Source organism: Pseudomonas botevensis (genome assembly GCF_019145475.1).
Taxonomy (GTDB): domain Bacteria; phylum Pseudomonadota; class Gammaproteobacteria; order Pseudomonadales; family Pseudomonadaceae; genus Aquipseudomonas; species Aquipseudomonas botevensis.
In genome coordinates this window covers 85,550-107,015 of sequence record NZ_JAHTKI010000006.1, presented here as the reverse complement: position 1 = coordinate 107,015, position 21,466 = coordinate 85,550, and the positions used below count along the sequence as shown (strand labels likewise).

General features: G+C 62.4%; 18 protein-coding genes. 11 read left to right on the top strand and 7 right to left on the bottom strand.

The features are described 5' to 3' along the window. Window positions 1-96: 96 nt before the first annotated feature. The 3 genes from KVQ74_RS10425 to KVQ74_RS10415 all read left to right on the top strand — a co-directional run bounded on the left by KVQ74_RS10425 (window position 97) and on the right by KVQ74_RS10415 (window position 4,097). A complete protein-coding gene (locus KVQ74_RS10425; RefSeq protein WP_217830989.1) occupies window positions 97-1,461 on the top strand; it encodes an MFS transporter in 1,365 nt (454 codons plus the stop codon). 11 nt (window positions 1,462-1,472) lie between these two features. After that, window positions 1,473-3,026 carry a galactarate dehydratase gene (gene garD, locus KVQ74_RS10420; protein ID WP_217830988.1) on the top strand — a complete coding sequence of 518 codons (1,554 nt, stop codon included), beginning with the start codon at window positions 1,473-1,475 and terminating at the stop codon, window positions 3,024-3,026. 129 nt (window positions 3,027-3,155) lie between these two features. Further along, window positions 3,156-4,097 (top strand): AEC family transporter, encoded by a 942-nt coding sequence (locus KVQ74_RS10415; RefSeq protein WP_217830987.1) that lies wholly within the window; start codon window positions 3,156-3,158, stop codon window positions 4,095-4,097. An 83-nt stretch (window positions 4,098-4,180) separates the two neighbouring features. On the opposite strand, the gene KVQ74_RS10410 is transcribed toward KVQ74_RS10415, so the two are convergent. From KVQ74_RS10410 to gatC, 6 genes are all read right to left on the bottom strand, one after another. After that, window positions 4,181-4,516, bottom strand: coding sequence for a carboxymuconolactone decarboxylase family protein (locus tag KVQ74_RS10410; protein ID WP_225929951.1), 336 nt, complete (start codon window positions 4,514-4,516; stop codon window positions 4,181-4,183). Window positions 4,517-4,557: 41 nt separating this feature from the next. Beyond that, the gene (locus KVQ74_RS10405) at window positions 4,558-5,619 is read right to left on the bottom strand and encodes a calcium/sodium antiporter (protein ID WP_217830985.1); all 1,062 of its coding nucleotides are present in this window, start codon (window positions 5,617-5,619) and stop codon (window positions 4,558-4,560) included. Window positions 5,620-5,664: 45 nt separating this feature from the next. Further along, window positions 5,665-6,039 (bottom strand): septal ring lytic transglycosylase RlpA family protein, encoded by a 375-nt coding sequence (locus KVQ74_RS10400; RefSeq protein ID WP_217830984.1) that lies wholly within the window; start codon window positions 6,037-6,039, stop codon window positions 5,665-5,667. Window positions 6,040-6,187: 148 nt separating this feature from the next. After that, entirely contained in the window at window positions 6,188-7,633 is a 1,446-nt protein-coding gene (gatB, locus tag KVQ74_RS10395; RefSeq protein ID WP_217830983.1) for an Asp-tRNA(Asn)/Glu-tRNA(Gln) amidotransferase subunit GatB, read from the bottom strand. A 10-nt stretch (window positions 7,634-7,643) separates the two neighbouring features. Continuing rightward, window positions 7,644-9,095: an Asp-tRNA(Asn)/Glu-tRNA(Gln) amidotransferase subunit GatA gene (gene gatA / locus KVQ74_RS10390; RefSeq protein WP_217830982.1), complete on the bottom strand. Its 1,452-nt coding sequence runs from the start codon at window positions 9,093-9,095 to the stop codon at window positions 7,644-7,646. A 16-nt stretch (window positions 9,096-9,111) separates the two neighbouring features. After that, the gene (gatC, locus tag KVQ74_RS10385) at window positions 9,112-9,399 is read right to left on the bottom strand and encodes an Asp-tRNA(Asn)/Glu-tRNA(Gln) amidotransferase subunit GatC (protein ID WP_044461215.1); all 288 of its coding nucleotides are present in this window, start codon (window positions 9,397-9,399) and stop codon (window positions 9,112-9,114) included. Between the two features lie 211 nt (window positions 9,400-9,610). On the opposite strand from gatC, the gene mreB reads away from it, so the two are divergent. The 8 genes from mreB (at window position 9,611) to tldD (ending at window position 20,872) form a co-directional block, all read left to right on the top strand. Then, a complete protein-coding gene (gene mreB, locus KVQ74_RS10380) occupies window positions 9,611-10,648 on the top strand; it encodes a rod shape-determining protein MreB (RefSeq protein ID WP_002555108.1) in 1,038 nt (345 codons plus the stop codon). A gap of 196 nt (window positions 10,649-10,844) precedes the next feature. Further along, the gene (gene mreC, locus KVQ74_RS10375; RefSeq protein ID WP_217831115.1) at window positions 10,845-11,984 is read left to right on the top strand and encodes a rod shape-determining protein MreC; all 1,140 of its coding nucleotides are present in this window, start codon (window positions 10,845-10,847) and stop codon (window positions 11,982-11,984) included. After that, window positions 11,984-12,475, top strand: coding sequence for a rod shape-determining protein MreD (gene mreD / locus KVQ74_RS10370; RefSeq protein WP_217830981.1), 492 nt, complete (start codon window positions 11,984-11,986; stop codon window positions 12,473-12,475). The genes mreC and mreD overlap by 1 nt, the downstream gene beginning before the upstream one ends. Window positions 12,476-12,513: 38 nt before the next feature. After that, a complete protein-coding gene (locus KVQ74_RS10365; RefSeq protein ID WP_217830980.1) occupies window positions 12,514-13,110 on the top strand; it encodes a Maf family protein in 597 nt (198 codons plus the stop codon). Between the two features lie 58 nt (window positions 13,111-13,168). Beyond that, window positions 13,169-14,626 carry a ribonuclease G gene (gene rng, locus KVQ74_RS10360; RefSeq protein WP_217830979.1) on the top strand — a complete coding sequence of 486 codons (1,458 nt, stop codon included), beginning with the start codon at window positions 13,169-13,171 and terminating at the stop codon, window positions 14,624-14,626. A 75-nt stretch (window positions 14,627-14,701) separates the two neighbouring features. Next, window positions 14,702-18,505: a YhdP family protein gene (locus tag KVQ74_RS10355; RefSeq protein ID WP_217830978.1), complete on the top strand. Its 3,804-nt coding sequence runs from the start codon at window positions 14,702-14,704 to the stop codon at window positions 18,503-18,505. A gap of 58 nt (window positions 18,506-18,563) precedes the next feature. Then, window positions 18,564-19,424 carry a carbon-nitrogen hydrolase family protein gene (locus tag KVQ74_RS10350; protein WP_217830977.1) on the top strand — a complete coding sequence of 287 codons (861 nt, stop codon included), beginning with the start codon at window positions 18,564-18,566 and terminating at the stop codon, window positions 19,422-19,424. A 5-nt stretch (window positions 19,425-19,429) separates the two neighbouring features. Next, the gene (tldD, locus tag KVQ74_RS10345; RefSeq protein WP_217830976.1) at window positions 19,430-20,872 is read left to right on the top strand and encodes a metalloprotease TldD; all 1,443 of its coding nucleotides are present in this window, start codon (window positions 19,430-19,432) and stop codon (window positions 20,870-20,872) included. A gap of 51 nt (window positions 20,873-20,923) precedes the next feature. On the opposite strand, the gene yjgA is transcribed toward tldD, so the two are convergent. Then, on the bottom strand, window positions 20,924-21,448 hold the full coding sequence (gene yjgA, locus KVQ74_RS10340) for a ribosome biogenesis factor YjgA (protein WP_217830975.1): 525 nt from the start codon (window positions 21,446-21,448) through the stop codon (window positions 20,924-20,926). Window positions 21,449-21,466 lie beyond the last annotated feature (18 nt).

The following is a 21,466-nucleotide window of genomic DNA, read 5'->3' as shown; positions in this document are numbered from 1 at the left end:
GCTGCACCCGCGCAGGGCATTCGCCTGAGGCCCTGCGCGGCACAAGACCAAAGAATGTTTTACCCGCATAAAAATAATCAGTGGGAGTACATCTACATGCAATCGTCCAAGCCGACTCACGTCCGCTATTTGATTTTGCTCATGCTGTTTCTGGTGACCACGATCAACTACGCCGACCGCGCCACCATCGCGATCGCCGGTTCCAGCCTGCAAAAAGACCTCGGTATCGACGCGGTCACCCTCGGTTACATCTTCTCCGCTTTCGGTTGGGCCTACGTGGCCGGGCAAATTCCCGGTGGCTGGCTGCTCGATCGGTTCGGCTCGAAAAAAGTCTATGCCCTGAGCATTTTCACCTGGTCGCTGTTCACCGTGCTGCAAGGCTTTGTCGGTGAGTTCGGCATGTCCACCGCGGTGGTTGCGCTGTTCATGCTGCGCTTCCTGGTGGGCCTGGCCGAAGCGCCGTCGTTCCCCGGCAACGCGCGGATCGTCGCAGCCTGGTTCCCGACCGCTGAACGCGGCACTGCGTCGGCGATCTTCAACTCGGCGCAATACTTTGCCACCGTGCTGTTCGCGCCGCTGATGGGCTGGATCGTGTTCAGCTTCGGTTGGGAACACGTGTTCATCGTCATGGGTATTCTCGGCATCGTGTTCTCGCTGGTCTGGCTGAAAATTATCCACAGCCCGCGCCAGCACCCGATGGCCAACGAAGCCGAAGTGAACTTCATCGCCGACAACGGCGGCATGGTCGACATGGACCAGAAGAAGGGCAAGAAGGCTGACGGTCCGAAGTGGGACTACATCCGCCAGTTGCTGACCAACCGCATGATGCTCGGCGTTTATCTGGGCCAGTACTGCATCAACGGCATCACTTACTTCTTCCTGACCTGGTTCCCGGTGTACCTGGTGCAGGAGCGCGGCATGACCATTCTCAAGGCCGGTTTCATTGCTTCGCTGCCGGCAATCTGCGGCTTTATCGGTGGTGTGCTGGGCGGGGTGATTTCCGACTACCTGCTGCGCAAGGGCCATTCGCTGACCTTCGCCCGCAAGGCACCGATCATTGCCGGCCTGCTGGTTTCCAGCAGCATCGTGGCCTGCAACTATGTTGAAGTGGAATGGATGGTGGTCGGCTTCATGGCCCTGGCGTTCTTCGGCAAAGGCGTGGGCGCGCTGGGCTGGGCGGTGGTTTCCGACACCTCGCCGAAACAGATCGCCGGTCTGAGCGGTGGCCTGTTCAACACCTTCGGTAACATCGCGTCGATCACCACCCCGATCGTCATCGGCTACATCATCAGCTCCACCGGTTCGTTCAAATGGGCGCTGGTGTTCGTCGGCGCCAACGCGCTGGTGGCAGTGTTCAGCTATCTGGTGATCGTCGGCCCGATCAAGCGTGTGGTACTCAAAGAGCCGCCAACCAATGGCGGTTCCGAAGCCACCGGTAAATTGTCTCAAGCGCATTCCTGAGGAGCGGCGTCATGCAGTTGATTGAACATTCCGACTCGCCGCGCTACATCCGCCTGCACGAGCGGGACAACGTAGTGATTGTGGTCAACGACCAGGGCGTTCCGGCGGGCACCGCGTTCGCCGACGGCCTGGTCACGGTGGATTTCGTACCGCAGAGCCACAAGGTCACCCTCGAGGACATTCCCGAGGGCGGCCAGGTGATTCGCTACGGCCAGACCATCGGCTACGCGTTGCAGCCGATTCCCCGTGGCAGTTGGGTCAAGGAAGATCAACTGCGCATGCCGACCGCGCCGCCGCTGGACAGCCTGCCGCTGTCCACTGATGTGCCGGATGCCCAGGCGCCGCTGGAAGGCTTCACCTTCGAGGGTTACCGCAACGCCGACGGCACCGTCGGCACGCGCAACATCCTCGGCATCACCACCACCGTGCAATGCGTCACCGGGGTGCTTGATCATGCGGTGAAGAAGATCAAGGAAGAGTTGCTGCCCAAGTACCCGTACGTCGACGACGTGGTGGCGCTGACCCACAGTTACGGTTGTGGCGTGGCGATCACCGCCACCGACGCCTACATCCCGATCCGCACCGTGCGCAATCTGGCGCGCAACCCGAACCTGGGCGGCGAGGCGCTGGTGATCAGCCTCGGCTGCGAGAAATTGCAGGCCGGGCAGGTGATGCACGAGGACGACGCGTCGGTGGACCTGAGCGAGCCCTGGCTGTATCGCTTGCAGGATTCCAGTCACGGTTTCACCGAAATGATCGAGCAGATCATGGAACTGGCCGAGACCCGCCTGAAGAAACTCGACCAGCGCCGCCGGGAAACCGTATCGGCATCGGAGCTGATCCTTGGCATGCAGTGCGGCGGCAGCGATGCGTTCTCCGGTATCACCGCCAACCCGGCGCTGGGTTACGCCTCGGACCTGCTCCTGCGGGCGGGGGCGACGGTGATGTTTTCCGAAGTCACCGAAGTGCGTGACGCGATTTACCTGCTGACCTCCCGGGCACAGACCCAGACCGTTGCCGAGGAACTGGTGCGCGAGATGGACTGGTACGACCGTTACCTGGCCAAGGGCGAAGCGGATCGCAGTGCGAACACCACGCCGGGCAACAAGAAGGGCGGGTTGTCGAACATTGTCGAGAAGTCGCTGGGCTCGATCGTCAAGTCTGGCAGCAGCGCGATCAGTGGCGTGCTGGGCCCGGGGGAGCGGTTCAAGCAGAAGGGTTTGATCTTCTGTGCGACGCCGGCCAGTGATTTTGTCTGCGGCACGTTGCAACTGGCGGCGGGCATGAACCTGCATGTGTTCACCACCGGTCGCGGCACGCCTTATGGGCTGGCGATGGCGCCGGTGGTGAAGGTGTCGACCCGTACCGAACTGGCGCAGCGCTGGCCGGATCTGATCGACATCGACGCCGGGCGGATCGCCACCGGGCGGGCGACCATCGAAGAACTGGGCTGGGAGTTGTTCCACTACTACCTGGACGTGGCCAGCGGCAAGGCGCAGACGTGGGCGGAGAAGCACAAGCTGCATAACGACATTACGTTGTTCAATCCGGCGCCGATTACCTGAGGTTGTGGGGAAGGTCAAAGGCCTTCCCACCCTCCAGCTCTCTTGGGGGGAGAGGGTTAGGGGAGGGGCTTTTGACGCTTTTCGCTTATCATTAGCCCCCTAACGACGCTCACCCAAGGTTCCCCCGGCATGCTGGCTATTTTCCTCGAAACCCTGAACATCACCGCGCCGGTATTCGCCATGCTGTTTCTCGGTGTGCTGCTCAAGCGCATCGACTGGATCAACGACAACTTCATCCACACGGCCTCGTCGCTGGTGTTCAACGTCACCATGCCGGCGCTGCTGTTCCTCGGCATTCTGCATGCCGACCTGCACGCCGCCCTGCAACCGGCGCTGTTGATTTACTTTGCCGTCGCCACGCTGGTGAGTTTCGCCGTCGCATGGGGCTGGGCGATTTTGCGTTGCCCGCGCGAGGATCGCGGGATCTATGCCCAGGGCGCATTTCGCGGCAACAACGGGGTGATCGGTCTGGCGCTGGCGGCGAGCATGTATGGCGACTACGGGATTTCCCTCGGGGCGATTCTCGCGGCGCTGGTGATCCTGTTCTACAACACTCTGTCGACCATCGTCCTGGCGGTGTACAGCCCGGTGATCAAGTCCGATCCATGGAGCATCTGCAAAAGCGTGGTGAGCAATCCGCTGATTATCAGCGTGATCGCGGCGGCGCCGTTTGCCTGCTTCAAGATCGGTTTGCCGGGATGGCTGGAAACCTCCGGGCAGTACCTGGCGCAGACCACGCTGCCGCTGGCGCTGATCTGCATCGGTGGCACGCTGTCGCTGGCGGCGCTGCGCAAGAGCGGCAAGATGGCGCTCAGTTCCAGCCTGGTGAAGATGGTCGGCCTGCCGGTGCTGGCGACGCTGGGCGCATGGTTGTGGGGCTTCCGAGGGGCGGAGCTGGGGATTCTGTTTCTGTACTTCGGCAGCCCGACGGCGGCGGCGAGTTTCGTCATGGCCCGGGCGGCGCAGGGCAATCATGAGCTGGCGGCGGCGATCATTGTCATGACCACGCTGATGGCGGCGATTACCACCAATATCGGGATCTTCTTCTTGCAGTGGGGCGGGTGGATCTAGCCAGTGACTTGAGGTGTTTTCTCGGGCCTCTTCGCGGGCTTGCCCGCGAAGGCGTCAGATCAGATGGCGCGACTTTCCATGCATCACTCAGGTTTCTGGTACGTCTCGATCACTTCCTGCGCCGCTCGAAACGCATCGATCGCCGCTGGCACGCCGGCATACACCGCGCAATGCAGCAGCGCTTCACGGATTTCTTCCACGGTGCAGCCATTGTTCAATGCGCCGCGCACGTGGCCCTTCAATTCCTGCGGACACTTCAACGCGGTCAGCGCCGCCAGGGTAATCAGGCTGCGGGTTTTCAGCGGCAGACCCTGGCGATTCCACACGCCGCCCCAGGCGTGTTCGTTGACGAAATCCTGCAGCGGTTGAGTGAATTCGGTGGCATTGCCCAGCGCTCGATCAACGAACGCATCGCCCATCACTTGGCGGCGGATTTCTACCCCGGTTTTCTTCGCATCGGTCACGGCACATCCCTCTTGTGGTGTTGGCGGCGCCAGGCGCGTACGGACGTGAACAGCAGAAACGCCAGCAGCGTCGGCAGGATATAAAACAGCATCAGGCGTTCGAGCTTGCCGGCCAGCGGCATGCCGGTGGTGAACGACACCACATGCAGCCCGTACGCCAGGTACAGACCGAGCAATAGCAAGCCCTCGGCGCGGGTCACGCGATAACCGGAGTAGAACACCGGCAGGCACAGGGCCGCGACACCGAGCATCACCGGCAGGTCGAAATCCAGGGCGTTGGGCGACACCGACAACGGCGTCGGCGCGATCAATGCGGTGACGCCGAGAACCCCTAGCAGGTTGAACAGGTTGGCGCCGATCACGTTGGCCACGGCAATGTCCCGTTGCCCGCGCAAGGCGGCGATCAGCGAAGTGGCGAGCTCCGGCAGCGACGTGCCGACCGCGACCACCGTCAGACCGATCACCCGCTCGGAGAACCCCAGATCCGTGGCCACCACCACCGCCGCGCCGAGCAGCAGATGCCCGGCGAACACCAGCAATCCGAGTCCGGCGATAATCATCAGCAGGCTGGTGAACCACGGCGCCTGTGGGTCCTGCGAGTGTTCGGAGTGCGGCCGCGCCGAGTGCCGCGACTGACGCAACAACAGGCCGAGATACAGCGCCAGGGCACCGAGCAGAAGCATGCCGTCCAGACGCCCGATTTCTTCATTCCACGCCAGCACGAACACCAGCAGGCTGGCGCCGATCATCAGCGGAATATCGAGGCGCACCAATTGCCGTGAGACTCGCAGCGGAATGATCAGCGCCGACAGGCCGAGGGTGACAAGGATGTTGAAGATGCTGCTGCCGATCACGCTGCTGATGGCGATGTCCGGCGTGTGTGCCTGCACCGCTTGCAGGCTGACCGCCATTTGCGGGGCGCTGCTGCCGAAGGCGACCACGGTCAGGCCGATGATCAACGGACGCACATGCAGGCGCGCGGCCAGGCGCACGGCGGCGCGCACCATCAGCTCGGCGCCGGCGATCAGCAGGATCAGCCCGCTGAACAGTTCGATCACATTGATCAGGGGTAAATCTTTAAGGCCGAAAATGGTCGGACTCCGTCAGTCGTCGAGGGCCTGCACGCGAACCCGGGCGGTGCCGCTGCGCAGCATGCCGAGCCGCTCGGCCGCCGCCCGGGAAACGTCGATCAGTCGCCCACGGGTATGTGGGCCACGGTCGTTGATGCGGACCACGACGGATTCATCGTTTTTCAGGTTGGTGACCCTCACCCGGGTGCCGAATGGCAATTGGCGGTGGGCGGCGGTCAGGGAATTCTGGTTGAACGCTTCGCCGCTGGCGGTGCGTTTACCGTGGTGCTTGGCACCGTAATAGGAGGCGACGCCGGTCTGGTCATAACCGTGCGGGTCGATGACATCGGTGCTGGCGCAACCGGCCAACAGCGAGAGCAGGGCGCAGCCAACGAGCAGGCGTTTCATTTAAAGGCTCCCGAAAGCGAATGCGGGAGCGAGCCTGCTCGCGAGAGCGCAGTGTCAGCCAAAACCCGTTCGACTGACCTGCGCTCTTCACGAGCAAGCCCGCTCCCACAGGGATTCGAGCCAGATTTGAATGCTGGCTCCATCCTGGTCAGCCTTCGAGCTTGCTTTTGAGCAGTTCGTTCACTTGCTGCGGGTTGGCCTTGCCTTTGGAGGCTTTCATGGCCTGGCCGACGAAGAAGCCGAACATCTTGCCGCGCTTGGCTTCATCCGCCGCGCGGTATTGCTCGACCTGCTCGGCGTTGGCCGCGAGCATTTCGTCCAGCACCGCCGAGATCGCGCCGCTGTCGGTCACTTGCTTCAGGCCGCGCTTGTCGATGATCTCGTCCGCGCTGCCTTCGCCGTTGGCCATCGCTTCGAACACCACCTTGGCGATCTTGCCGGAGATGGTGTTGTCCTTGATGCGCTGCAGCATGCCGCCCAGCAGCTCGGCGGAAACCGGCGATTGCTCGATGTCCAGGCCTTGCTTGTTGAGCAGGCTGCCCAGTTCGACCATCACCCAGTTCGCCGCCAGTTTGGCGTCGCCGCTGATGTCCGCGACCTTCTCGAAGTAGTCCGCTTGCTCACGGCTGGTGGCCAGCACGTTGGCGTCATAGGCCGACAGACCGAACTGGCTCTGGAAGCGCTCGCGTTTCTGCGGTGGCAGTTCCGGCAGGGTGGCACGCACCTCGTCGAGGAACGATTGTTCGATGACTACCGGCAGCAGGTCCGGATCGGGGAAGTAACGGTAGTCGTTGGCTTCCTCTTTACTGCGCATCGGACGGGTTTCGTCCTTGTTCGGATCGTACAGGCGGGTCTGCTGTTTCACTTTGCCGCCGTCTTCGATCAGGTCGATCTGACGCTGGATCTCGGAGTTGATCGCCTTCTCGATGAAGCGGAACGAGTTGACGTTCTTGATCTCGCAGCGTGTGCCGAATTCGGCCTGGCCTTTCGGACGGATCGACACGTTGCAGTCGCAACGCAGCGAGCCTTCGGCCATGTTGCCGTCGCAGATACCCAGGTAGCGCACCAGCGCATGGATCGCCTTGACGTAGGCCACGGCTTCCTTGGCGCTGCGCATGTCCGGTTCGGAGACGATTTCCAGCAGCGGTGTGCCGGCACGGTTCAGGTCGATGCCGGTGGCGCCGTTGAACTCTTCGTGCAGGCTCTTGCCGGCGTCCTCTTCAAGGTGCGCGCGGGTGATGCCGACGCGTTTGACCGTGCCGTCTTCCAGGGCGATGTCCAGGTGGCCCTTGCCGACGATCGGCAATTCCATCTGGCTGATCTGGTAGCCCTTCGGCAGATCCGGGTAGAAATAGTTTTTCCGGGCGAACACGTTGTGCTGGCCGATCTCGGCGTCGATCGCCTGACCGAACATCACCGCCATGCGCACGGCTTCCTGGTTGAGCACCGGCAGCACGCCGGGCATGCCCAGGTCGATCAGGCTGGCCTGGGTGTTGGGCTCGGAACCGAACGTGGTGGAACTACCGGAAAAGATTTTCGACCGGGTGGTGAGCTGGGTGTGAATCTCCAGCCCGATCACGACTTCCCATTGCATATATGTCTCCTCAGAAGCCGGTTGGGGTGCGGGTGTGCCAGTCAGTGTTCAACTGATACTGGTGCGCAACGTTCAACAGGCGACCTTCCTGGAAGTACGGAGCGAGCAATTGCACGCCGACCGGCAGGCCGTCGACGAAACCGGCCGGCATCGACAGGCCCGGCAGGCCCGCGAGGTTGGCGGTGATGGTGTAGACGTCTTCCAGGTACGCAGCGACCGGGTCGCTGTTCTTGGCGCCGAGTTTCCAGGCCGGGTTGGGCGTGGTCGGGCCGAGGATGATGTCGACTTCATTGAAGGCCGCCATGAAGTCGTTCTTCACCAGGCGACGGATCTTCTGCGCTTTGAGGTAGTAGGCGTCGTAGTAACCGGCGGACAGCGCATAGGCACCGACCATGATCCGGCGCTGCACTTCGGCACCGAAGCCTTCGCCACGGGAGCGCTTGTACAGGTCTTCGAGGTTTTTCGGGTCTGCGCAGCGGTGACCGAAGCGCACGCCGTCGAAACGCGACAGGTTGGAGGAGGCTTCCGCCGGGGCGATCACGTAATAGGCGGGAATCGCGTGCTGCATGTTCGGCAGGCTGATTTCCTTGATCACCGCACCGAGCTTCTGCAGCTCTTTGATGCTGTTCTGGATCAGGTCGGCGATGCGCGGGTCGAGACCGGCGCCGAAGTATTCCTTCGGCACGCCGATGCGCAGCCCTTGCAGCGAGCCGTTGAGGCCGGCGGCGTAGTCCGGCACCGGTTCATCGATGCTGGTGGAGTCGTTCGGATCGAACCCGGCCATACCTTGCAACAAAATTGCACAGTCTTCGGCGGTGCGGGCCAGCGGACCACCCTGATCGAGGCTCGACGCGTAGGCGATCATGCCCCAGCGCGAAACGCGACCGTAGGTCGGTTTCAGGCCGGTCAGGTTGGTGAAGGCGGCAGGCTGGCGGATCGAGCCGCCGGTGTCGGTGGCGGTGGCGGCCGGCAGCAGGCGCGCGGCCACGGCGGCGGCCGAACCACCGGACGAACCGCCCGGCACGTGTTCCAGGTTCCACGGGTTTTTCACCGCGCCGTACCAGCTCGACTCGTTGGCCGAGCCCATGGCGAACTCGTCCATGTTGGTCTTGCCCAGGGTCACGGTGCCGGCGGCCGCCAGCTTCGAGACCACGGTGGCGTCGTACGGGGCCTTGAAGTTGTCGAGCATCTTCGAGCCGCAGCTGGTGCGGATGCCCTGGGTGCAGAACAGATCCTTGTGGGCGATCGGCGCACCGAGCAGGGCGCCGCTCTCACCGTTGGCGCGGCGCACGTCGGCGGCTTTCGCCTGCTCGAGGGCCAGCTCCTGGGTGAGGGTGATGAAACTGTTGAGCTGCGGATCGAGCTGGGTAATACGCGCCAGCAGGACTTTGGTCAGCTCTTCGGAGGAAAACTTCTTGTCGGCAAGACCGCGGGCGATCTCGGCCAGAGTCATTTGATGCATTGCAGGCTCTTTCCCTTTAGTCGATGACTTTCGGAACCAGATACAGGCCGTTTTCGACCGCTGGTGCGATGGACTGATAGGCCTCGCGATGATTGCTCTCGGTCACGACGTCGGCGCGCAGGCGCTGACTGGCTTCCAGCGGGTGGGCGAGGGGCTCGATGCCGTCGGTGTCGACAGCCTGCATTTCGTCGACCAGCCCGAGAATGCTGTTTAGGGCCGAAGTGATATGTGGAAGATCGGCGTCATTGAGACCAAGGCTGGCCAGATGAGCGATTTTTTCCACGTCGGAGCGTTCTAGCGCCATCGGGATTCTCCAGTGGAAAACAGGACGGACGGCGTCCGTGTGTTGATTTGTCGGAACACTACCGCACTTCTACGGTCATAAGGCCGCGATTGTGGGGCTTGGTGCGCAGAAAAGCGGCCAATTTAACATATTGGCGCCTTGCCCAAAATCCCTGTCGTTGTTAGAGTTTGCCGCACTTTTTTACCCACGCGTTGCCTAGGGTCCCTTTCCCATGTTCAAGAAACTGCGTGGCATGTTTTCCAGCGATCTCTCCATTGACCTGGGCACTGCCAACACCCTTATTTACGTGCGCGAGCGCGGTATCGTCCTGAATGAACCATCGGTTGTGGCCATTCGGACACACGGTAACCAGAAAAGTGTCGTCGCTGTCGGCACCGAAGCCAAGCGCATGCTCGGCCGTACGCCGGGCAACATTGCCGCCATTCGTCCGATGAAGGACGGCGTGATCGCCGACTTCAGCGTCTGCGAAAAGATGCTGCAGTACTTCATCAACAAGGTTCACGAAAACAGCTTCCTGCAGCCTAGCCCTCGTGTGCTGATCTGCGTTCCATGCAAGTCCACCCAGGTTGAGCGTCGCGCCATCCGTGAATCGGCCCTGGGTGCCGGTGCCCGTGAAGTATTCCTGATCGAAGAGCCGATGGCTGCGGCGATCGGTGCCGGTCTGCCGGTAGAAGAAGCTCGCGGTTCGATGGTCGTGGATATCGGTGGTGGTACTACTGAAATCGCGCTGATCTCCCTGAACGGCGTGGTCTATGCCGAATCCGTCCGCGTTGGCGGCGACCGTTTCGACGAAGCGATCATCACCTACGTGCGTCGCAACTACGGCAGCCTGATCGGCGAATCCACCGCCGAGCGCATCAAACAGGAAATCGGTACTGCCTACCCGGGCGGCGAAGTTCGCGAAGTCGACGTTCGTGGCCGTAACCTGGCCGAAGGCGTTCCACGCGCATTCACCCTGAACTCCAATGAAGTGCTGGAAGCTCTGCAAGAGTCCCTGGCAACCATCGTTCAGGCCGTGAAAAGCGCTCTGGAGCAATCGCCGCCGGAACTGGCTTCCGACATCGCCGAGCGTGGCCTGGTGCTGACCGGTGGTGGCGCATTGCTGCGTGACCTCGACAAGCTGCTGGCCCAGGAAACCGGTCTGCCGGTGATCGTTGCCGAAGACCCGCTGACCTGCGTGGCTCGCGGCGGTGGCCGTGCTTTGGAAATGATGGACAAGCACACCATGGATCTGCTCTCCAGCGAATGATCAAATGGCGTGAAAGCTGCTGCGACTCGGTCGCGACGCTTTCACACCATTTGACGTCGCCGGGCGCAATACGTGGGTGAACGCACGGGCAGCACTTTGCAGTGCTGCCCGTTGGCGTTTATCTTCTGTCAGTCTTCATCCAGGCCGGTTTGATGCCGTATGAATAAACAGAACATTTGCCTGGGAGGAGCGGCTTATTAAACCGCTTTTCGCCAAAGGCCCCTCATTGGGTGTGCGCCTGTTGGTGCTGGCCGTGTTGTCGGTCGCACTGATGGTGGTCGATGCCCGCTTCAGTCTGCTCAAGCCCGCACGCAGCCAGGCGTCGCTGGTGCTGATGGACGCTTACTGGATCACCGACCTGCCCGGACGGCTGTGGGAAGGTGTCGCCAGTCAGTTCGGCAGTCGCACCGAGCTCGTCGCTGAAAACGAAAAACTCAAGACCGAAAACCTGCTGTTGCAGGGCCGCATGCAGAAGCTTGCCGCCCTCACCGAGCAGAACGTTCGGCTGCGCGAGTTGCTCAATTCCTCCGCGCTGGTCAACGAAAAGGTCGAAGTGGCCGAGTTGATCGGCATGGACCCCAACCCGTTCACCCATCGCATCATCATCAACAAGGGTGAACGCGATGGCGTGGTGCTGGGTCAACCGGTGCTCGATGCCCGGGGCCTGATGGGCCAGGTGGTCGAGCTGATGCCGTACACCTCCCGCGTCTTGCTGCTGACCGACAGTACGCACAGCATTCCGGTGCAGGTGAACCGCAACGGTCTGCGTGCCATTGCCAGCGGCACCGGCAACCCGGAGCGTCTGGAACTGCGTCACGTCGCCGATACGGCGGATATCAAGGAGGGCGATCTGCTGGTCAGCTCCGGCCTCGGTCAGCGTTTCCCGGCGGGTTATCCGGTCGCGACGGTCAAGGAAGTGATCCACGACTCCGGCCAGCCATTCGCCATTGTCCGCGCCGTGCCGACCGCCGCATTGAATCGCAGCCGCTACCTGCTGCTGGTGTTCAGCGACAACCGCACTGCCGAAGAGCGTGCGAACGATGCCGCCCAGGCGCAGGAAAACCTTGATGCCCTCGGTGGCGGTCCGGTGATTCCGGCCACGGTGCCGAAAACCATCAACAGCCCGGCAGCGGCGGCTGCGCCGGTCACACCACCTGCAACGCCTGCGGCCCCGGCCAGCGCCACCCCGGCTACTCCGGCCAAACCGGTGACCAAGCCTGCCGCCAGACCCGCAGCAAGCGCACCGGCTGCCGCCGCTCCTGCGGCAACTCACACCGCACGACCTGCTGCCAAGCCGCCGGTCGCTGCACCTGCCACCACTGGGGGACGAGAATAATGGCCGGCGTCAAAGCTTCGCGAAACGGCTGGATTGTCTGGGTGACATTTGCCATCGGCATGCTGCTCAGCGTGTCGCCGTTGCCGCAATTCATGGAAATCCTGCGTCCGCTGTGGCTCGCCTTGCTGCTGGCCTTCTGGGCGCTGGCGATGCCGCAGACCGTCGGCATGGTGACCGCGTTCTGCCTCGGCCTGGCCGAGGACGTGCTGTATGGCACGTTGCTGGGTCAGAACGCGCTGATTCTGACGCTGATTACCTTTCTCGTGCTGTCGCTGCAGCAACGCCTGCGCATGTTCCCGATGTGGCAGCAGAGTCTGGTCATCCTGGTCATTTTCGGCCTCGCCCAACTTGTTCAATTGTGGCTCAGCGCCCTGACCGGCAACCGCCAGCCGACCCTGGCGCTGGTGCTGCCGGCACTCACCAGTGCCTTGCTCTGGCCGTGGGTCAGCTTCGCTTTGCGTGGGTTGCGCCGACGCTACAAAATCAACTGACTCGGTAAGGCAGGGCGCCAAACAGGGAGATGTTTTTGATGAAGCCGCTTTACCTCGCCTCCGGGTCGCCGCGTCGACGTGAGCTGCTCACGCAGATCGGCGTACCGTTCACCGCCATCAGCGCGGACATCGATGAAACCCCTTTTCCTGCAGAATCCCCATCGGCTTATGTCGAGCGCCTGGCGCGCGGCAAGGCCGAGGCCGGCCGGCGCACGGTAGTGTCCGACGCGGCTTTCTGCGTGCTGGGCGCCGACACCGCCGTGGTGCTTGACGGCAAAATTCTTGGCAAACCGGTGGACGAAGCCGACGCATGCGCCATGCTGATGATGTTGTCCGGCAAGGAGCACGAAGTGCTGACCGCGATTGCCGTCATGGGCGGTGATCGTTGTGAATCGAAAGTGGTGCGCAGTCTGGTGCGTTTCCGCCCGATCAGCCACGAAGAAGCCGCCGCCTACTGGGCCAGCGGCGAGCCACGGGACAAGGCCGGCGGTTATGGCATTCAGGGTCTTGGCGCCGTGTTCGTGGCGGGGCTCAACGGCAGTTATTCGGCGGTCGTCGGCTTGCCCGTCTGCGAAACCGCAGAACTGCTCGGCCATTTCGGCATACCCTGTTGGCAAACCCTGAACGCGCAGTAAGCGGCGTACGGATGAAGATGCGGCCATTATCGTGAACATGCCTGAACGAGACCCTGCCATGAGTGAAGAGATTCTGATCAACATCACGCCGATGGAATCGCGCGTGGCGGTGGTCGAAAACGGTGTGCTGCAAGAAGTACACGTCGAGCGCACGCAAAAACGCGGGATCGTCGGCAACATCTATAAAGGCAAGGTGGTGCGGGTGCTGCCGGGCATGCAGGCGGCATTCGTCGACATCGGCCTGGATCGCGCAGCCTTCATCCACGCCTCGGAGATTTCCCTGCGTGAAGGCCCGGCGGTGGAGAGCATCAGCGCTTTGGTGCATGAAGGCCAGAGCCTGGTGGTGCAGGTCACCAAAGACCCGATCGGCTCCAAAGGCGCGCGGCTGACCACGCAACTGTCGATCCCTTCGCGTTATCTGGTGTACATGCCGCGCACCGCTCATGTCGGCATTTCCCTGAAGATCGAAGACGAAGCCGAGCGCGAGCGCCTCAAGCAGGTGGTCAGCGATTGCGTGGCGAAAGAGGGCATCAAGGAGGCCGGCGGTTTCATTCTGCGCACCGCCGCCGAAGGTGCCGGTGCCGACGAGATCCTCATGGACATCCGCTACCTGCGGCGCCTGTGGGATCAGATCAACGAACAGATCAAGACCATCGGCGCGCCGAGTGTGATCTACGAAGACCTTGGCCTGGCGCTGCGCACGTTGCGCGACCTGGTCAGCCCGAAGATCGAGAAAATCCGTATCGACTCCCGGGAAACCTTCCAGAAAACCACGCAGTTCGTCGCCGAACTGATGCCGGAAATCGCCGATCGTCTGGAACACTATCCGGGCGAACGGCCGATCTTCGACTTGTACGGCGTCGAGGACGAAATCCAGAAAGCCCTGGAGCGCAAGGTTCCGCTGAAGTCCGGCGGTTATCTGGTGGTGGACCCGGCCGAAGCCATGACCACCATCGATGTGAACACCGGCGCGTTCGTCGGCCATCGCAATCTCGAAGAAACCATCTTCAAGACCAACCTCGAAGCGGCCACCGCGATTGCCCGTCAACTGCGCCTGCGCAACCTGGGCGGGATCATCATCATCGACTTCATCGACATGGAAGATGAAGAACACCAGCGCCAGGTACTGCGCACTCTGGAGAAACAGCTGGAGCGCGATCACGCCAAGACCAACATCATCGGCATCACCGAGCTGGGCCTGGTGCAGATGACCCGCAAACGCACCCGCGAAAGTCTTGAACAGGTGCTGTGCGAGCCGTGCAGCAGTTGCCAGGGCCGGGGCAAGCTGAAAACTCCGGAAACCATCTGTTACGAGATTTTCCGCGAGATCCTGCGTGAGGCCCGGGCCTATCAGGCCGAGGGTTATCGCGTGCTGGCGAACCAGAAAGTCGTCGACCGCCTGCTCGATGAAGAGTCCGGTAACGTGGCCGAGCTTGAGGGTTTTATCGGGCGGACCATACGCTTTCAGGTAGAAACCATGTATTCCCAGGAACAATATGACGTGGTGCTGCTCTGAAACGCTGCATCACATTTTTCCTGAAACTGCTGGCCTCAGCTTTTCGCAGTATTTTTGCCATGGGAGCCATCTGACATGGATCGTCTGACACGCATTTTGGCCGCACTGACCCGCTGGGGTCTGGGCCTGTGCGCGTTGGTTCTGGTGTTGATGGCGTTGTACGTCAGTCTCGGCCGGGAACTCACGCCGCTGGTGGCCGAATATCGTGCCGATGTCGAGGCCAAGGCCAGCGCGGCGCTGGGCATGCCGCTGCAGATCGGCGAACTGGAAGGCAACTGGAGTGGGTTCGCTCCGATCCTGCTGGCCCATGACGTGATGGTCGGCGACGGTGCCAACGCGTTGCGTCTGGATCGAGTGCGTGTTGTGCCGGATCTGTGGGCCAGTCTGTTGGCCCGCGAAGTGCGCATCGCCCATCTGGAGCTCAACGGCCTGAAGATCAGCCTCAAGGAAGGCGAGGACGGTCAATGGGCGCTGGAAGGCCTGCCGATGCAGCAGGACCAGCCTACCGATCCCGAGCAACTGTTCAAGCGCATGCAGATGCTGCAGCAACTGTCGGTACTCGACAGTCAGGTGACCCTGCAGCCGCTGGATCACGCACCGCTGACCCTCACTTACGTCGGCCTCAATCTCAAGACCGGCACCAGTCGCCAACGCCTCGATGCGCGCCTGACGTTGCCTGACGGCCAGCCCGTGGCAATGAGCCTGCGCACGCGAATTCGCGCCAGCCAGTTGCCCGACAGCTCGGTGGAAGGCTACGTCAGCCTGCCGCAAAGCGACTGGTCGAAATGGCTGCCCGAACGCCTGACCCAGCAATGGAATTTTTCCGAGATCAAGGCCGGCGGCGAACTTTGGGTGAACTGGGCCGAGGGCAGCCTGCAAAGCGCTGCCGTTCGCCTGAATGCGCCTCAGGTGACGGGGGCTTATGCCGAGCGCAAGCCGATCCAGATCAACAATCTAGCGCTCAATGCGTATTACCAGCGCAGCGACGAGGGGGCGACGGTCACCCTCGACTCGCTGGCGATGAATTTCGGCGAGACACGCTGGGAATCCCATGTGCAAATCCGGCAGACCCGCGCCACCGACAAGGTCGACGAACTCTGGCACTTGCAGGCCGACCGGCTCGATCTGACGCCGATCACGTCGCTGCTCAATGCCCTTGGCCCGCTGCCGCAAGGCTTCGCCACGGTGGTCGAGCGCCTCAAGGTGACCGGCGGTTTGCGCAACGTGCTGCTGGATGTGCGACCGAACGCCACTGACGACAACAAATTCAGCTTCGCCGCCAATCTTGATCGCGTCGGTTTCGATGCCTATCACGGCGCCCCGGCGGCGCGAAACGTCAGCGGCAGTCTCAGCGGCAACCTCGGCGGCGGCGAACTGCGCATGGACAGCAAGGACTTCGTCCTGCACCTCGATCCGATTTTCGCCAAGCCATGGCAGTACATTCAGGCCAACGCCCGGCTGACCTGGAAGCTCGACAAGGAAGGCTTCACCCTGATCGCGCCGTACCTGAAGGTGCTTGGCGAGGAAGGCAAGATTGCCGGTGACTTCCTGATCCGCCTGCACTTCGACCATAGCCAGGAAGACTACATGGACCTGCGCGTCGGTCTGGTCGACGGCGATGGCCGCTACACCGCCAAGTACTTGCCCGAAGTCCTCAGCCCGGCCCTCGATGAATGGCTGCGCACGGCGATTCTCAAGGGCGCGGTGGATCAGGGCTTCTTCCAGTATCAGGGCTCGCTGAACAAGGGCGCCGCCGATGCGGACCGCAGCATCAGCCTGTTCTTCAAGGTTCACGACGCCGAACTGGCGTTTCAGCCGGGCTGGCCGCACGTCAGCAAGGTCAACGGCGATGTGTTCATCGAAGACAGCGGCGTGCGGATCGTTGCCAGCAAAGGCCAGTTGCTCGACACCCAGGTCAGCGATGTTTTCGTCAACATTCCCCATGTGCCGAGCGGCCAGAACACCCACATGTACCTCGACGGTGCATTTGCCGGCGGCCTGGGCGATGGTTTGAAGATTCTTCAGGAGGCACCGATCGGCACGGGCGAAACCTTTGCCGGCTGGGAGGGCGAGGGCGACCTGCAAGGCAAGCTCAAGCTGGATATTCCTCTGGCTAAAGGCGATCAGCCCAAGATCCTTGTCGACTTCAAGACTGCCAATGCACGGTTGAAACTGGCCGAACCGAAACTGGAACTGACCCAGCTCAAGGGGGATTTCCGCTTCGACAGCGCCAAGGGCTTGAGTGGGCAGAACATCGGCGCCCGGGCTTTCGACAAACCGGTCAGCGCGCAGATTTTCGCCGACGGCGGCCCGGGCAAACTCAAGACCCGTGTAGCGGCCTCCGGGCAGGTCGAAGTCAAGAAACTCACCGACTGGCTGGGCGTGACCCAGCCGTTGCCGGTATCCGGGACACTGCCCTATCAGTTGCAAGTGAACCTCGATGGCGCCGACAGCCAGCTGATGGTCAGCTCCAGCCTGAAAGGCGTGGCGGTGGATCTGCCGGCGCCGTTTGGCCTGGCGGCGGATGCCGGGCGTGACACGGTGTTCCGCATGACCCTGCAAGGGCAGGAGCGGCGGTATTGGGTCAATTACGACCAACTGGCGAATTTCACGTTCGCCGCGCCGCCGACCAGTTTCGCCGATGGTCGGGGCGAGCTGTTCCTCGGGGTGGGCGACGCGGTATTACCCGGCGCCAAAGGCCTGCGGGTGCGCGGGGTGTTGTCGGAACTGGACGTCAAACCCTGGCAGGATCTGGTGGACAAGTATGCCGGGCAGGATCCGGGCGGCAACGCCAAGCAACTGCTGAGCAGCGCGGACTTCAAGGTCGGCAAGCTCACGGCGTTCGGCACCACGCTGGATCAGGCGGCGGTGCAGTTCAACCGCAAGCCGGGCGCCTGGGCGCTGGCGCTCGATAGCCAGCAAGCCAAGGGCACGGTCGGCATTCCCGACGCCAAGGGCGCGCCGATTGCGGTGAATCTGCAATATGTGCGCTTGCCCGCACCGGACCCGACGGAGCTGGCCGATGAGAACTCCCCCGATCCGCTGGTTTCGGTCGATCCGACGAAGATCCCGGCACTGGATATCACCATCAATCAACTGTTCCAGGGCCAGGATCTAGTCGGCGGCTGGTCGCTGAAGGTGCGACCGACCGCCAAGGGCATCGCCCTGAACAATCTCGACCTCGGCCTCAAGGGCATTCAGTTGCAGGGCAGTGGCGGCTGGGAGGGCGTGCCGGGCGCGTCCAGCAGTTGGTACAAGGGCCGGATCGGCGGCAAGAACCTCGCCGATGTGCTCAAGGGCTGGGGTTTTGCGCCAAGCGTGACCAGTGAGGAATTCCACATGGACGTCGACGGCCGCTGGCCGGGCTCGCCGGCATGGCTGGCGACCAAGCGCTTCTCCGGCACCCTCGATGCCTCGTTGAACAAGGGCCAATTCGTCGAAGTCGAGGGCAGCGCCCAGGCGTTGCGGGTGTTCGGCCTGCTCAACTTCAACTCGATCGGCCGCCGGTTGCGCCTGGACTTCTCCGACCTGTTCGGCAAAGGCCTGAGTTACGACCGGGTGAAAGGCCTGCTGGTGGCGACCGACGGCGTCTACGTGACCCGCGAACCGATCACGGTGACCGGTCCGTCGAGCAATCTGGAACTGAACGGCACGCTGGACATGGTCGGCGATCAGATCGATGCCAAATTGCTGGTGACCTTGCCGGTGACCAACAACCTGCCGATCGCCGCGCTGATTGTCGGTGCTCCGGCGGTGGGTGGCGCGCTGTTTCTGATCGACAAGTTGATCGGTGACCGGGTGTCGCGCTTCGCCAGCGTCAAGTACACCGTCAAGGGACCGTGGAAAGAGCCGAAAATCACCTTCGACAAGCCATTTTGACCCGCCAGCCCCTGAACCGATGGAGTAGCATGGCCGCAAACCTCTTGCGGAGCGCGCCATGTCTTTAGCGGTGATTCAAATGGTCAGCCAGAGCGACGTGCTGGCCAATCTGCGCGACGCCCGTCGCTTGCTCGAACAGGCTGCCGCCGGCGGCGCGAAGCTGGCGGTGCTGCCGGAAAACTTCGCCGCGATGGGCCGCCGCGACATCGCTGACATCGGTCGCGCCGAAGCCCTGGGCGACGGGCCGATCCTGCCATGGTTGAAACAGACCGCCCGCGACCTCAGGTTATGGATTGTGGCCGGCACGTTGCCGTTGCCGCCGGTCGGTCAGCCGACGGCGAAATCCAATGCCTGCTCGTTGCTGGTGAACGATCAGGGCGAAATCGCTGCGCGTTATGACAAGTTGCATCTGTTCGATGTCGACGTGGCGGACAATCGCGGCCGTTATCGTGAATCCGATGACTATGCTTATGGCAATGGCGTGGTGGTCGCGGACACTCCGGTGGGAAAATTGGGTCTGACGGTGTGTTACGACCTGCGATTCCCGGAGCTGTACAGCGAATTGCGTGCAGCCGGAGCTGAATTGATTACCGCGCCGTCGGCCTTCACGGCGGTGACCGGCGCGGCGCATTGGGACGTTTTGATCCGCGCGCGGGCCATCGAAACCCAATGTTATGTCCTGGCGGCGGCCCAGGGCGGAACGCATCCGGGGCCACGGGAAACCTTCGGCCATGCAGCGATTGTCGATCCGTGGGGCCGCGTGCTGGCGCAACAGGATCAAGGTGAGGCGGTGCTGCTGGCCGAGCGCGACAGCAGCGAACAGGCGTCCATCCGGGCGCGAATGCCGGTGACGAACCATCGGCGGTTTTTTTCCCAGGGCGCGCAGCGACCTGCTTCAGAACACGAATTTAAGGCGTAAAACCTATGAGCGAGTTGTTGTCCTCAGTCAGTGATCACCTGTTGGCGCCCGGTGGCGTGACGATCGAGAGCCTGCAAGGCGTGCTCGGTGATCTGGCCGGTCCAGGCATCGACGCGGCCGACCTGTATTTCCAGGGGCAGATTTCCGAGTCGTGGGCGCTGGAAGACGGCATCGTCAAGGAAGGCAGTTTCAACCTCGACCAGGGTGTCGGCGTGCGTGCGCAGTCCGGTGAGAAAACCGGTTTTGCCTACAGCAACGCGATCACCCTTGAAGCCCTGGGCGCGGCGGCCCGTGCCGCGCGCTCGATTTCCCGGGCCGGGCAGAACGGCAAGGTGCAGGCGTTCACCACCCAGGACGTCGCGCAACTCTATGCGCCGGACAATCCCCTGGAAGTGCTGAGCCGTGCCGAGAAAGTCGAACTGCTCAAGCGCATCGACGTCGCCACCCGCGCCCTCGACCCGCGTATCCAGCAGGTCAGCGTGAGCATGGCCGGGGTCTGGGAGCGAATTCTGGTGGCCTCCACCGATGGCGGTCTGGCGGCGGACGTGCGCCCGCTGGTGCGTTTCAACGTCAGCGTGATCGTCGAGCAGAATGGTCGTCGCGAGCGTGGCGGCCATGGCGGCGGCGGGCGTACCGACTACCGTTATTTCCTCGCTGAAGACCGCGCCATGGGCTATGCCCGCGAGGCATTGCGCCAGGCGCTGGTGAATCTGGAAGCGATCCCGGCACCTGCCGGTACGTTGCCGGTCGTGCTCGGCTCGGGCTGGTCCGGCGTGCTGCTGCACGAAGCGGTCGGTCACGGCCTGGAAGGCGATTTCAACCGCAAGGGCAGTTCCGCCTACAGCGGGCGTATGGGCGAAATGGTTGCCTCGAAACTCTGCACCATCGTCGATGACGGCACCTTGAGCGGCCGTCGCGGTTCCCTGAGCGTCGACGACGAAGGCACCCCGACCGAATGCACGACGCTGATCGAAAACGGCGTGCTCAAGGGCTACATGCAGGACAAGCTCAACGCCCGACTGATGGGCGTGGCCCGCACCGGCAACGGTCGCCGCGAGTCCTACGCGCACTTGCCGATGCCTCGAATGACCAACACCTACATGCTCGGCGGCGAAAGCGATCCGGCGGAAATCATCGCCTCGGTGAAGAAGGGCATCTATTGCGCCAACCTTGGCGGCGGTCAGGTCGACATCACCAGCGGCAAATTCGTGTTCTCCACCAGCGAGGCGTACCTGATCGAAGACGGCAAGATCACCGCGCCGGTCAAGGGTGCGACTTTGATCGGCAACGGCCCCGAGGCAATGAGCCGGGTGTCGATGGTCGGTAACGATCTGGCGCTGGACAGCGGTGTGGGCACTTGCGGCAAGGACGGGCAATCGGTGCCGGTGGGCGTGGGACAACCGACGCTGAAGATCGATGCGATCACCGTGGGCGGCACGGGCGCATAAGCAGGAATGGAGCTGCGGGTGGCGCGCAGTGCGGCCACCCGTTGGCGAATATCAGCGCAGACCGCGTTGAGTCTCGTCCAGCTCACGGATGTACTTGAAGATCTTGCGGCTCGAGGCAGGAGGTTTGTTGTGCGCAACCTCGTGCTGGGCCTGGCGGATCAGGGAACGCAGTTGCTGGCGATCGACGTCCGGGTATTCGACGACGAACTTCTCCAGCACGGCATCGTCACCGCCGATCAGGCGGTCGCGCCAGCGTTCGAGGTTGTGGAAACGCTCGTTGTACTGACGGGTGGAGGCATCGAGTTGATCGAGCAGCTCAAGAATCGCGTCAGTGTCCTGATCGCGCATGAGTTTGCCGATGAACTGCAAATGCCGTTTACGTGCGATGTGCGCAACGTGTTTGGGCGCATCGGCCAGAGCCCGGCGCAGGGCGTCGGTCAACGGCAGTTTGGCCAGCAGGTCCGGCTTGAGTGTGGTAAGGCGCTCGCCGAGGTCAACCAGAGCATGCAGCTCGCGTTTGACCTGGGATTTGCTTTTTTCTCCCGTATCGAGGGAGTCGTCGTAAGAATCAACCATGGTGGCAGTCCGCAAAGA

Excerpts from the sequence above, each read along its gene's own strand:
- KVQ74_RS10425 (WP_217830989.1), top strand. The coding sequence starts at position 97 with ATGCAATCGTCCAAGCCGACTCACGTCCGCTATTTGATTTTGCTCATG.
- garD (WP_217830988.1), top strand. The coding sequence starts at position 1,473 with ATGCAGTTGATTGAACATTCCGACTCGCCGCGCTACATCCGCCTGCAC.
- KVQ74_RS10415 (WP_217830987.1), top strand. The coding sequence starts at position 3,156 with ATGCTGGCTATTTTCCTCGAAACCCTGAACATCACCGCGCCGGTATTC.
- KVQ74_RS10410 (WP_225929951.1), bottom strand. The coding sequence starts at position 4,516 with ATGGGCGATGCGTTCGTTGATCGAGCGCTGGGCAATGCCACCGAATTC.
- KVQ74_RS10400 (WP_217830984.1), bottom strand. The coding sequence starts at position 6,039 with ATGAAACGCCTGCTCGTTGGCTGCGCCCTGCTCTCGCTGTTGGCCGGT.
- gatB (WP_217830983.1), bottom strand. The coding sequence starts at position 7,633 with ATGCAATGGGAAGTCGTGATCGGGCTGGAGATTCACACCCAGCTCACC.
- gatA (WP_217830982.1), bottom strand. The coding sequence starts at position 9,095 with ATGCATCAAATGACTCTGGCCGAGATCGCCCGCGGTCTTGCCGACAAG.
- gatC (WP_044461215.1), bottom strand. The coding sequence starts at position 9,399 with ATGGCGCTAGAACGCTCCGACGTGGAAAAAATCGCTCATCTGGCCAGC.
- mreB (WP_002555108.1), top strand. The coding sequence starts at position 9,611 with ATGTTCAAGAAACTGCGTGGCATGTTTTCCAGCGATCTCTCCATTGAC.
- mreD (WP_217830981.1), top strand. The coding sequence starts at position 11,984 with ATGGCCGGCGTCAAAGCTTCGCGAAACGGCTGGATTGTCTGGGTGACA.
- KVQ74_RS10365 (WP_217830980.1), top strand. The coding sequence starts at position 12,514 with ATGAAGCCGCTTTACCTCGCCTCCGGGTCGCCGCGTCGACGTGAGCTG.
- rng (WP_217830979.1), top strand. The coding sequence starts at position 13,169 with ATGAGTGAAGAGATTCTGATCAACATCACGCCGATGGAATCGCGCGTG.
- KVQ74_RS10355 (WP_217830978.1), top strand. The coding sequence starts at position 14,702 with ATGGATCGTCTGACACGCATTTTGGCCGCACTGACCCGCTGGGGTCTG.
- KVQ74_RS10350 (WP_217830977.1), top strand. The coding sequence starts at position 18,564 with ATGTCTTTAGCGGTGATTCAAATGGTCAGCCAGAGCGACGTGCTGGCC.
- tldD (WP_217830976.1), top strand. The coding sequence starts at position 19,430 with ATGAGCGAGTTGTTGTCCTCAGTCAGTGATCACCTGTTGGCGCCCGGT.
- yjgA (WP_217830975.1), bottom strand. The coding sequence starts at position 21,448 with ATGGTTGATTCTTACGACGACTCCCTCGATACGGGAGAAAAAAGCAAA.